11 protein-coding genes are annotated in these 11137 nt (G+C 71.2%); 8 read left to right on the forward strand and 3 right to left on the reverse strand.

The features are described 5' to 3' along the window. Nucleotides 1–157: 157 nt before the first annotated feature. Nucleotides 158–1621, forward strand: coding sequence for a beta/alpha barrel domain-containing protein (locus QOL99_RS03880; RefSeq protein WP_285521538.1), 1464 nt, complete (start codon nucleotides 158–160; stop codon nucleotides 1619–1621). A gap of 61 nt (nucleotides 1622–1682) precedes the next feature. Here QOL99_RS03880 and rimO read toward each other — a convergent pair whose 3' ends face one another. Further along, nucleotides 1683–3203, reverse strand: coding sequence for a 30S ribosomal protein S12 methylthiotransferase RimO (gene rimO, locus QOL99_RS03885; protein WP_285521540.1), 1521 nt, complete (start codon nucleotides 3201–3203; stop codon nucleotides 1683–1685). A gap of 149 nt (nucleotides 3204–3352) precedes the next feature. Between rimO and minD the strand changes: the two genes are divergently transcribed. Genes minD through QOL99_RS03905 form a run of 4 tightly spaced genes read left to right on the forward strand, consistent with a single transcriptional unit; the run spans nucleotide 3353 to nucleotide 6260 of the window. After that, nucleotides 3353–4153, forward strand: coding sequence for a septum site-determining protein MinD (gene minD / locus QOL99_RS03890; RefSeq protein ID WP_285521541.1), 801 nt, complete (start codon nucleotides 3353–3355; stop codon nucleotides 4151–4153). A gap of 1 nt (nucleotide 4154) precedes the next feature. Next, nucleotides 4155–4418 (forward strand): cell division topological specificity factor MinE, encoded by a 264-nt coding sequence (gene minE, locus QOL99_RS03895; RefSeq protein WP_285521543.1) that lies wholly within the window; start codon nucleotides 4155–4157, stop codon nucleotides 4416–4418. Continuing rightward, nucleotides 4415–5263, forward strand: a complete 849-nt coding sequence (locus tag QOL99_RS03900) for an SDR family NAD(P)-dependent oxidoreductase (protein ID WP_285521545.1) — start codon at nucleotides 4415–4417, stop codon at nucleotides 5261–5263. The genes minE and QOL99_RS03900 overlap by 4 nt, the downstream gene beginning before the upstream one ends. A 52-nt stretch (nucleotides 5264–5315) precedes the next feature. Continuing rightward, complete coding sequence (locus QOL99_RS03905; RefSeq protein ID WP_285521548.1) at nucleotides 5316–6260, forward strand: aldo/keto reductase family protein; 945 nt, start codon at nucleotides 5316–5318, stop codon at nucleotides 6258–6260. A 53-nt stretch (nucleotides 6261–6313) separates the two neighbouring features. On the opposite strand, the gene QOL99_RS03910 is transcribed toward QOL99_RS03905, so the two are convergent. Next, the gene (locus QOL99_RS03910; RefSeq protein WP_285521551.1) at nucleotides 6314–8107 is read right to left on the reverse strand and encodes a GGDEF domain-containing protein; all 1794 of its coding nucleotides are present in this window, start codon (nucleotides 8105–8107) and stop codon (nucleotides 6314–6316) included. Between the two features lie 108 nt (nucleotides 8108–8215). On the opposite strand from QOL99_RS03910, the gene QOL99_RS03915 reads away from it, so the two are divergent. Both QOL99_RS03915 and QOL99_RS03920 read left to right on the forward strand, forming a co-directional pair. Then, on the forward strand, nucleotides 8216–9172 hold the full coding sequence (locus tag QOL99_RS03915) for an ABC transporter ATP-binding protein (protein WP_285521553.1): 957 nt from the start codon (nucleotides 8216–8218) through the stop codon (nucleotides 9170–9172). Beyond that, the gene (locus QOL99_RS03920) at nucleotides 9165–10037 is read left to right on the forward strand and encodes an ABC transporter permease (RefSeq protein ID WP_285521555.1); all 873 of its coding nucleotides are present in this window, start codon (nucleotides 9165–9167) and stop codon (nucleotides 10035–10037) included. Before QOL99_RS03915 ends, QOL99_RS03920 begins: the two co-directional genes overlap by 8 nt. Before the next feature lie 54 nt (nucleotides 10038–10091). Here QOL99_RS03920 and QOL99_RS03925 read toward each other — a convergent pair whose 3' ends face one another. Further along, entirely contained in the window at nucleotides 10092–10550 is a 459-nt protein-coding gene (locus QOL99_RS03925; RefSeq protein ID WP_285521556.1) for a hypothetical protein, read from the reverse strand. 93 nt (nucleotides 10551–10643) lie between these two features. Between QOL99_RS03925 and QOL99_RS03930 the strand changes: the two genes are divergently transcribed. Beyond that, a partial coding sequence (locus tag QOL99_RS03930; RefSeq protein ID WP_285521557.1) for an XdhC family protein occupies nucleotides 10644–11137 on the forward strand: 494 nt, incomplete at its 3' end.

Consider the following 11137-nt stretch of genomic DNA (forward strand, 5'->3'; position numbering starts at 1 on the left):
GGAAGTGTAGGGGCCGGGGTCTTACAGGAGCCTGCCCTCCCTCCCTCCCCGCCTTTGACCGCGTTCCGAATGGGCCGGGTCCGGGCGGCGCCGGGTGCAGAGTGAGGCTGAGAGTTCGTCCCGCCCCTGCCTCCCCCCCCTCTTCCTGGAGATTCCCATGACCACTCTTCCCCATTCCTCCACCACACCCGCCCCGCAGCCTGCCCCGCCGCTTTCCCGCATCATCCAGGGCGGCATGGGCGTCGCCATCTCGAACTGGGTGCTCGCCCAGAGCGTCTCGCGCGCCGGGCAGCTCGGCGTGGTGTCGGGCACCGGGATCGACAACCTGCTCGTGCGCCGCCTTCAGGACGGCGACCCCGGCGGGCATGTCCGGCGGGCGCTGGGGCACTTTCCCGATCAGGAGTGGGCGGGGCAGGCCGTCACCGACTACTACCTGGAGGGGGGCCGCACGCCGGGGCAGCCCTACAAGCGGGTGCCCCTGCCCACGCTGACCAACCACCGCGTCGCGTGGCGGCTCGCCATCCTGGGCAGCTTCGTGGAGGTCTTTCTGGCCCGCGAGGGCCACGCCAGCCCGGTCGGCCTGAACCTGCTCACCAAGCTGCAACTGCACACCATGCCCGCGATGTACGGGGCGATGCTCGCCGGGGTGGACACCGTGATCATGGGGGCCGGGATTCCCCGCGAGGTGCCCGGCGCCCTCGACGCCTTCGCGCAGGGGCAGCCCTACACCTTCCGGGTGGACGTGAAGGGGGACGGCCCCGCCACCGCGCCGCTGACGCTCGACCCCGCCGACTACGGCTTCGGGGGTGTGAGCCTGCCGCGCCCGAAGTTCTACCCGATCATCTCCTCGCACGTGCTGGCGGGGGTGCTGACCCGCAAGGCGACGGGCAGCATCCAGGGCTTCGTGATCGAGGGGCCGACCGCCGGGGGCCACAATGCCCCGCCGCGCGGCCAGACCACCTACGACGCGTCCGGGCAGCCGGTCTACGGCGAGCGTGACCTTGCGGACCTCGCCGAGATGCGCAAGATCGGCCTGCCCTTCTGGCTGGCGGGCGGCAGCGGCAGCCCCGAAGCGCTGCGGCGGGCGCTCGACGAGGGGGCCGCCGGGATTCAGGTGGGCACCCTCTTCGCCTACTGCGCCGAGAGCGGCCTGCGCCCCGAGACGCGCGACCGCACCCTGGCCGCCGTGCGGGAGGGGCAGGCCAGCGTGTACACCGATCCGCTGGCCTCGCCCACCGGCTTTCCCTTCAAGGTCGTGCAACTGCCGGGCACCCTCTCCGAACCCGAGGTCTACGCGGCCCGCACCCGCGTGTGCGACATCGGCTACCTGCGCGAGTTCTACTGGCAATCGGAAGGCAAGACCGGCCTGCGTTGCGCCGCCGAACCCGTCGCCGACTACGTCCGCAAGGGTGGGGCGGTCGAGGACACCATCGGCCGCAAGTGCCTGTGCAACGCCCTGATGGCCGACGCGGGCCAGGCCCAGATTCAGAAAGGGGGCGAGGTCGAGCAGCCCCTGATCACCAGCGGCGACGATCTGGTCAAGCTGGCAGGCTGGAAATCCGGCTACAGTGCCGGGGACGTGATCCGCTACCTGCTGGGCGAGGGCACGCCGCAGAGCTGACCTGGAAAGAGGAGAGGGCGGCGCGGAAGTTCTCTGCGCCGCCCTCTCCCGTTCTCTGTCCTCAGTGCGCCCGGAAATGTCCCAGCTGCGGCACGTTGGGCCGCCACTCGGGCCGTGCCACGACCTCGCCGTAGAGGTCATATTCGTCGCTGTCCTCGATGCGGGCCTGCACGATGTCCCCGATGTTGACCGCGCCCGCGAAGTCGCCCGCGTACAGGTAGACCTGCCCGTCGATGCCGGGAGCGTCGCCCTTCGTCCGGCCGATCAGCTTCGTCCCTGGCGCGTCGTCCTCGTCGTCGTTGAACTCGTCCACGATCACGTCCAGCACGCGGCCCACCTTCTCGGCGAGCTTCTCGGCGCTGATGCGTTGCGCGACCTCCATGAAGCGGGCGAGGCGCTCCTGCTTGACGGCCTCGGGCACCGGATTCGGCAGGGCGTTCGCGTCCGCCTCCTCGACGTCCGAATACGGGAAGGCCCCCACCCGGTCCAGCCGCGCGTCCTCCAGAAAGGTCAGCAGTTCCTGGAAATCTTCCTCCGTCTCGCCGGGAAAGCCCACGATGAAGGTGGACCGGATCACCAGCTCGGGGCAGATTTCCCGCCAGCGCCGGATGGTGTCGAGCTGCTTGCCCGCGCCCGGCCGCCGCATCAGCCGCAGAATCCGGGGCGAGGCGTGCTGAAGGGGAATGTCGAGGTACGGCAGGATCTTGCCCGCAGCCATCAGCTCCACGATGCGGTCCACGTGCGGGTACGGGTAGACGTAGTGCATCCGCACCCACGCGCCCATCTCGCCCAGTTTCACCGCGAGGTCGGTGAGGTGCGCCCGGACCTGCCCGCCCTGGAACTCGGACTCGCGGTAACGCACGTCCACCCCGTAGGCCGACGTGTCCTGCGAGATCACCATCAGTTCCTTCGTGCCGCCCGCGATCAGCCGGAAAGCCTCGTACAGCACGGCGCCCGCGTCGCGCGACACCTGCCGCCCGCGCAGCTTGGGGATGATGCAAAAGGCGCAGGTGTGGTTGCAGCCCTCCGCGATCTTGACGTAGGCGTAGTGCCGGGGCGTCAGCCTCACCGAGGGGGCGAACACGTCGCCGTGACGGGTGGGCTCACGCTCGGGCCCAGGGCGCTCGGGCGTCTGCACGTCCGGCCGCATCCCCGGCGCGGCGACCGGCAGCAACCCGGTAAAGGCGTCTGTCTCCACGGGCAGCAACTCGCGCACGTAGCCCATCACGTCGTCCACGGCCTCGGACCCGGTGATCGCCGCGACCTTGGGGTGGCGCTCCAGAATCTTCTCGGGGCGCTCGCCCAGGCACCCGGTCACGATCACCTTGCCGGTGGCGTCGAGCGCCTCGCCGATGGCGCTGAGGCTTTCCTCCACGGCGGGCGTGATAAAGCCGCAGGTGTTCACGATCACGGCCTGCGCGTCCTCATAGCTGGGGGCCACCTCGTAGCCCTCGGCGCGCAGCTGGGTCAGGATGCGCTCGGAATCCACCAGGGCCTTGGGGCAGCCCAGCGAGATAAAGCCCACCTTGGGCGGCGTGAGTTGGGGGGCTGCCACGGGGGGCAGCGGGTTAAGTACGGTCATCGGGGTTCCTCCACGCGGCGCCGCTGCGTGTGGGGCACGCCGGGCGCGAGATTCGACCCGCAAGTGTACAGGCAGGGGCGGGACGGAAGGTAGGGCGGGCGTCACACGGCCGGGCCCGCACAGGCAGAGTTGATACACTCGGCCCCAGCATGAACGCCAAGGTCATCGTCGTCACATCGGGCAAGGGGGGCGTGGGCAAAACCACCACCACTGCGAACATCGGGGCGGCCCTCGCCAAACTCGGAGAGAAGGTCGTCGTCATCGACGTGGACGTGGGTCTGCGCAACCTCGACGTGGTGATGGGCCTGGAAAGCCGCGTGGTCTTCGACCTCGTGGACGTGCTGGAGGGCAAGTGCCGCCTCTCGCAGGCCGTGATCCGCGACAAGCGGGTCGAGTCGCTCTACCTGCTGCCCGCCTCCCAGACCCGCGACAAGGACGCGCTCGACCCCGAGGTCTTCAAGGGCGTGGTGCGGCAACTGATCGAGGAGGAGGGCTTTACCCGCGTCCTGATCGACTCGCCCGCCGGAATCGAGTCGGGCTTCAAGACCGCCGCCGCCCCCGCCGAGGGTGCGCTGGTGGTCGTGAACCCCGAGGTGTCGAGCGTGCGCGACGCCGACCGCATCATCGGGCTCCTGGAAGCCCAGCAGATTCGCGAGATTCGTCTGGTGATCAACCGCCTGCGCCCCAAGATGGTCGCGAGCGGCAACATGCTCTCGGAGGCCGACGTGCTCGAAATCCTGGGGGTCAAGCCCATCGGCATCGTTCCCGAGGACGACGGCATTCTGGTCAGCACCAACGTGGGCGAGCCCGCCGTGCTGGGCAAGTCGGTGGCGGGGCAGGCGTTCATGGACACCGCCCGGCGCATCAAGGGGGAGGACGTGCCCTACCCCAAGCTGGAGCAGGACCGGGGCTTCATGGCGGCGCTGCGGCGCCTGTTCGGGGGGGCCTGAGATGTTTTCGTGGATGAACAAGCGGCGCTCCAAGGAGACCCTCAAGGACCGCCTCGAACTCGTGCTGGCCTACGACCGCGCCCAGATTCCGCCCGGCAAGGTGGACGCGCTGAGAAATGACCTGCTCGAGGTGGTCAAGCGCTACTTCCCGGCGGGCAACAGCAGCGTGGAGGTCGAGCAGCGCGGCGATCAGGTCGTGCTGTCGGCCAGCATCTCGCTGGAGGAGGGGCCGGGCGGCACCGAAGGCACGCGGCGCGAGGGGTGACCCCGCCGCTGGCGGGCCGGGTGGTCCTCGTCACCGGCGCGTCACGCGGGCTGGGCCGGGCGACGGCGCTGGAACTCGCCTCGGCCGGGGCACACGTGGTCGTCACCGCCCGCAGCACGCGCGGCCACAGCACGGTGCCGGGCCTGCCGCAGACCACCGTGGACGACACCGCTGACGCCATCCGCGCGGCGGGAGGACAGGCCACGCCCCTGAAGTGTGACCACACCGACCCCGCGCAGGTGGAGTCGGTAGTTCGGCACATCGCAGAGCGGCATGGGCAGCTCGACCTGCTGGTCAACAATGCCTGGGGCGCCCATGACCGCGCGGCGGGGGGCGGCGCGGGTGGCGAGGTCTGGGACGAACCGCCGGAGCAGTTGCGTGACATGCTGCTGGCGGGAGCCTACAGCGATTCCCTGACCAGCCTGCTCTCGCTGCGGCACGTCATGGGAGGTCAGGGCCACGGCTTGATCGTCTCCACGACCTGGCATACCGACGAGCCGCCCGGCTGGCTCCCCTACGAGGTCAGCAAGGCGGCGAAAAACCGCCTCGTCTACGCGCTGGGCCACCAGCTGCGGGGGAAGGGCATCGCGGTCGTCGGGGTCGCGCCGGGCTGGATGCGGACCGAACTGATGCTCCAGCATCACACCGGGGCCGAACTCGCCGGGCAGACCGAGACGCCGCATTACGCCGCGCGGGGGGTGGTGGCACTGGCGACCGACCCCGACGTGGGGCGGCACACGGGCCGGGTCATGGACGTGGGCGAGCTGGCGGACCTCTACGGCTTTACCGATCTGGACGGGACGCAGCCGCAGTGGTACGCCCGGCGGCAGCGCCAGGAGTCTTAACCGCGTCCCCATGCTGGGCCGGTCCTCCGCTTTACTCGGTAAAGTACCCGGCATGGAATACCGCAACCTCGGCAGAAGTGGCCTCAAGGTCTCCGAAGTCTCGCTGGGCGGCTGGGTCACCTTCGGGCACTCGGTCCACGACGAACAGATGGTGCGCGACATCGTGATGAAGGCCTACGAGGAAGGCGTGAACTTCTTCGATCAGGCCGACGTGTATGCCCGTGGCCGCTCCGAAGAGCTGATGGGTGCCGTGCTGCGCGAACTGCCCCGCCACACGCTGGTGATTTCCAGCAAGGTCTACTGGCCCATGAGCGACGACGTGAACGACCGGGGGCTCTCGCGCAAGCACATCCTGCACTCCATCGACGGCTCCCTGAAGCGCCTGGGCACCGATCACCTCGACATCTACTTCGCCCACCGCTACGACGACAGTGTGCCGATGGACGAGATCGTGATGGCCTTTGATCAGGTGATCCGCGACGGCAAGGCGCTGTACTGGGGCACCTCGATGTGGCCCGCCGCCCGCATCGCGGAAGCGGTCGAGTTCGCCAGGGCCCACGGCCTGCACGCTCCTGTCACCGAGCAGCCCGAGTACTCCATGCTGCGCCGCGAGCGCGTCGAGGGCGAGATCCTGCCCTACACCGGGAAGGCGGGGGTCGGGCTGGTCGTCTGGAGCCCGCTGGCGATGGGCCTGCTGACTGGCAAGTACGACGAGGGCCGTCCCGAGGGCGCCCGCCTCACCGACAACGAGAACTGGAGCAAGAACTTCCTGACCGACGAGAACATCCAGAAGGTGCGCGACCTGAAGCCGGTCGCCGACGACCTCGGCATCACCCGCGCCCAGCTCGCGCTGGCGTGGATTCTGCGCCAGCCCGGCGTGAGCAGCGTCATCACCGGGGCCACCCGGGTCGGCCAGATCGAGGACACCGTGAAGGCGGCGGGCGTGCGGCTCACGGACGACGTGGTCACGCGCATCGACGAGATTCTGAACCGCTGAGGGAGGGTCCAGGCTCCGGCCTTCCCGGCAGTGGGGAGGCCGGGGCCTCTGCGCTATTCCGGGGTAGGCGGCGCCGGACACACCCGGTTGCGCCCGGCGCGTTTGGCCTGGTACTGGAACTCGTCGGCCTGCTCGGTGGCGGCGCGGACGTCGGCCTCGGCGGGGCCAGGGGCAAAGGCGTACCCCGCGCTGATCGTGAGACGCAGGCCGTCAGGGAGGGTCGGCCAGCTGTGCTCCGCGACGGCGCGGCGNACGTCGGCCTCGGCGGGGCCAGGGGCAAAGGCGTACCCCGCGCTGATCGTGAGACGCAGGCCGTCAGGGAGGGTCGGCCAGCTGTGCTCCGCGACGGCGCGGCGCAGGTGTTCGACCGTTTCAAGCGCCCGGTCCGGGGGGGTGCCGGGGTGCAGCAGCAGGAATTCCTCGCCGCCCCAGCGCACCAGCAGGCTGCCGGGAGAGGCCGCCTCCTGCAGTCGCCCGGCGACCGCCCGCAGCGCCTCGTCCCCGACCGCGTGCGAGTAGCGGTCGTTGACCCCCTTGAAGTCGTCGATGTCCAGCAGCGCGACGAGCAGCGGACCGCCGTGCTCGGGCAGGGTCAGCAGCCGGTCGTGCAGGCCCCGGCGGTTGAGCAGCCCGGTCAACGGGTCGTGGCGGGCCTGTTCCTCGGCGCGGCGGACGCTTTCCTGCCAGTCCTGGGCCTGGGCGCGGGCCTCACGCAGCTCGCGGAAGAGGTCGTCGTGCCGCTGTTCGATGACGGCCAGCCGCTCCAGGGTGGCGTCGGCCTCCGCGAGCGCCTCGCGGGTGGTCGCCAGGGCCGCTGGCAGGTCGCCGCCACGCTCGTGCAGTTCCGCGACGGCCCGCAGGAGGTTCTGGATGTCGCGGTGTCGGCCCTGCTCGTGGGCAATGGCGAGCGCCTCGCGGTAGTCCGCGTGCGCGGCGCCGAGCTGCCCCCGTGCGGCCTGCACCTCGGCCATCGCCAGCAGGGCGTCGAGGTAGGAGCGCTGCCCCGCCTCGTGGTGGTGGCGCATGGCGGCCTGGGCGTGCGTCAGGGCCTGATCGAGGCGGCCCTCCAGCACGCACAGCCGCGCCGCGTGCGCCTCGAGAATCAGGGCGATGATCCGGGAGGGAGAGTGGGACAGCGATGCCCGCGTCGCGGCGACCGCAGTCCAGGCCCGGTCGCGGGCCTCGGCGCCTGCATCCAGTCGGCCGCGTGCGTGCGCTCGCCGGGCCAGACCCAGGTAGGTCGCGGCCCGGTTCTCGTGAAGGAACGGCATCAGCATCTGCCGTTCCTCTGCCCCCAGGGTCCCCATCAGCTCCTCGAGCAAGTTGAGCTGGTGCAGCGCCTCGGCCGCGCGTCCGGCCACATGTTCCAGAAAGGCCAGATTGATGTGGCTGTTCGCCAGGTCCAGCTGGTCCCCCGAGGCGCGGGCCAGTCCCTGCGCCTCTTGCAGGTCGCGCCGCGCCCCGACGAGGTCTCCTGCCGTGAGCCGCACGATCGCCCGCCCGTTGTGAACCCGCGAGCGCAGCGCGTCCAGGCTGTGGCTGCGGGCAAGGTCGAGCGCCAGCGCGAGGTGGTCGAGGGCATGCTCGTGCAGGCCCCGGCCTTCCTCGATGGAGGCCAGCACCGACAGCGCGTCTACCACCAGCGCGGGGGCGTCCAGTGGCAGAGCCGTGTCCAGCGCGGCCTGCGCGAGCCGCTGCGCCGCTGTCAGGGTGTGGGCGCGGTAGTGCCGCGCCAGCGCGAGGAGTGCTGCCGCCCGCGTGTGGTCATCTGGCGCTCTCTCCAGCGCGGCGCGTAACGGTGCGGGGGCGTCCAGCAGCGCAGGCAGGGGAGAGGCGAACAGTTTCATGTGAAGTAGTTTGCCTCAGGATGTCTGTCTAGACCATCACACCCCCGTCACACCCTCTGGGGGGGCGCTGCACCTTTTGGCGCACGTGGGGACCGGGAAACGGCGCCTATGCTGGGAGCCGTGAGCGCCATCGAGACGCGGGAACTGCGCAAGGTCTACCGGGGCCGGGCGGTCGTGGACGGCCTGACCCTGACCGTGGAAGAGGGCGAGGTCTTCGGCTTTCTCGGTCCCAACGGGGCGGGCAAAAGCACCACCGTCAAGATGCTGCTGGGCCTGGTGCGGCCCACCGGGGGCGAGGTCCGCGTGCTGGGCGGCTCGCCCGACGACCCCGGCATCCGGGCCCGCCTGGGCTTCCTGCCCGAGCAGTTCCGCTTCCAGACCTGGATGACCGGCGAGGAGTTCCTGAACTTCCACGGGCGGCTGGCGGGGCTGGCGGCGGCAGAGGTGCGGACGCGGGTGCCGGAGGTGCTGGCCCGCGTGGGCCTCGCCGGGCGCGGGCGCGAGGCGCTGGGGGGCTACTCCAAGGGGATGCTGCAGCGGGCCGGGCTGGCGGCGGCGATCCTGGCGCGGCCCCGGCTGGTCTTTCTGGACGAGCCGACCTCGGCCCTCGACCCCATCGGGCGGGTGGAGGTGCGCGAGATTATCGAGGCGCTGCGCGGCGAGGGGGTGGCGGTCTTCCTGAACTCGCACCTGCTCGCGGAGGTCGAGCAGGTCTGCGACCGGGTCGCCTTTGTCAAGGCCGGGCGGGTGCTGCGCCAGGGCAGCCTGCGCGAGCTGACCGGGGGCGTGATTCCGGTGGAGATCGTGCTGGACACCCTCAGCTCCGAGCTGCGCTCCGCCCTCGCGCGGCTGGGCGAGGTGCGCCATGTGGACGCGAACGTGCCCGGCCGGGTGGGGCTGGAGCTGTGGGTCGAGCGCGAGGACACCCTCCCGGCCCTCGCGGACGCCATTCACGGGCACGGGGCGCGGCTGTACACCCTCAACCCCCGCCGCCCCGACCTGGAGACGATGTTCCTCGACCTGATGGACGGTCAGGTGCCCGCCGGGGAGGTCGCCCGTGCGTAACGCCCTCCTGATCGCGGAACTCTCGCTGCGCGAGGCGGTGCGCAAGCGGCTGGTCGTGGTGCTGCTGCTGCTCACCGCCGCCTTCGTCGGCTTCTACCTGTACGGGGTGTGGCGGCTGGAGTGGACCCTCGACCAGCGGGCCATCGACGCCGGGCTGGAGGGGCGCTCGACGACGGGCGCCGCCAATATCCCGGTGATGTACGCCGCGCTGTTCGGGATGTACCTCGTCTTTTTCCTGGGGTCGCTGATGGCGGTCCTCTCGACCGTGGGGGCGGTCAGCGCCGACGTGGAAAACGGCGTGATGCAGTCGGTGCTGGCCCGGCCCATCCGCCGCGCCGAGCTGGTTGCGGGGCGCTGGCTGGGCTTCACGGTGGTGAACGTAGGCTACGTGGCCCTGGTCAGCGCGGCGCTGCTGGGCGGGATCGCGGCCCTGACCGGCTTCGTGCCGCCCGACGCCCTGCCCGCCGTGGGGCTGATCCTGCTCGCCATCACGCTGCTCACGGCGCTGACGGTGCTGGGCAGCACCCTCTTTACCACCCTCGCCAACGGCATCGGCGTGTTCGTGCTGTACGGGGCGGGGTTCGCGGGCGGCATCCTGACCGCCATCGGCTCCTTTTCCGACAGCCCCACCCTGCTCACGCTGGGCCGCGCCGCCTCGGTACTGATGCCCACCAACTCGCTGTGGCTGGGGGCCACCTACCACCTCCAGCCCGAGGTGCTGCGGCAGCTCGGCGAGGCCACGCGCGGGGCCAATCCGCTGTTCAGCACCGAGCCCATCGTGCCGGGCATGGTGCTGTGGGCCGCCGTCTACGCGGCGCTGGCGGTGGCGCTGGCGATGTGGCGCTTCAGTCGGCGGGACCTGTAACCGCCCGGAAGGAAGCCGCCCACCGATCAAGTGTGGGCGGCCTCTGCGTTGGCTTCAGGTCGGGCGGGGCGGCTCGTCCGGCCGGGGCATCGCGTCGGGGATGGTGGGTTCTGCCGGGCCCGCGCGGTCGGTCGTGAAGTCGGGGCGGTTGTCGGGACCGGACCCGGCCGCGCCGTCCGTGGGGCTGGGGTTGGCCGTGTCGGGCGTGGGCGTTCCCCCGCTGGGCACCCGGCCCGCCTCCTCGCCTTCCTCCTGCGCCGAGAGTTCGGCGATCAGGCGCTCGCGGGCGCTGATCTCCTCGTCGACCCGGCGCAGGTCGTCCTGAATCCCGGAGAGGACCTCTGCGCCCTGCCCGGCGTGGTAGGCGCGGCCCAGGCGGGCATACAGGGTGTCGAGTTCACGGGTCAGGCCGAAGACCTCCATGCGCAGCCGCGCCGTCTGGGCCACTTCCTCGCCCCGGCGCTGCACCCGCTCGGCGCCCCGGCGAACCGTGTCGAAGATGTTGTCGAGCATGCTTCCATTCTCCCCCCCGCCCGGTGGGACGGGTGAGGGCGGGGTCAGCCGGGCTTGTCTCTCGCCCTCCCCAGGGGCCACACTGGGGCCACCGTGAACGCTGCTGAAACCCGTCTCCTGCTGGGGGCGCTCGACGACGCACTGGCCCGTGGACAGGGCGCCGCCCTCGCCACCGTCGTGGGCGTGCAGGGCAGCGCCTACCGCCGCGAGGGCACCCGGATGCTGGTGCTGGAGGGCGGCGAACAGGTGTGCATGCTTTCCGGCGGCTGCCTGGAGGCCGAGGTCGTGGAGGTCGCGCTGGGCGTGATCGCTGCGGGCGAGCCTGTCCTCACCCACTACGACCTCTCGGAGGACGCCACCTGGGGCCTGGGCATCGGCTGCGGCGGCAGCGTGGACGTGCGGGTGGAGCGGGTGGACCCCGCCGACCCCGTGACCGCCGGGTGGCTCGCGGCGCTGCGGGAGGGCCGGGCGGCGGCGCTGGTGGTGCCCCTGGCGGGGACCGGGCGCGTCCTCGTCCTGCCGGATGGGGGAGAGGTGGGCCACCTGCCCGGCGCCGAGCTGCACGCCTGGGCGGTGGGGGCGGCCCG

It is taken from the genome of Deinococcus rhizophilus (assembly GCF_030271215.1).
Lineage (GTDB): Bacteria > Deinococcota > Deinococci > Deinococcales > Deinococcaceae > Deinococcus > Deinococcus rhizophilus.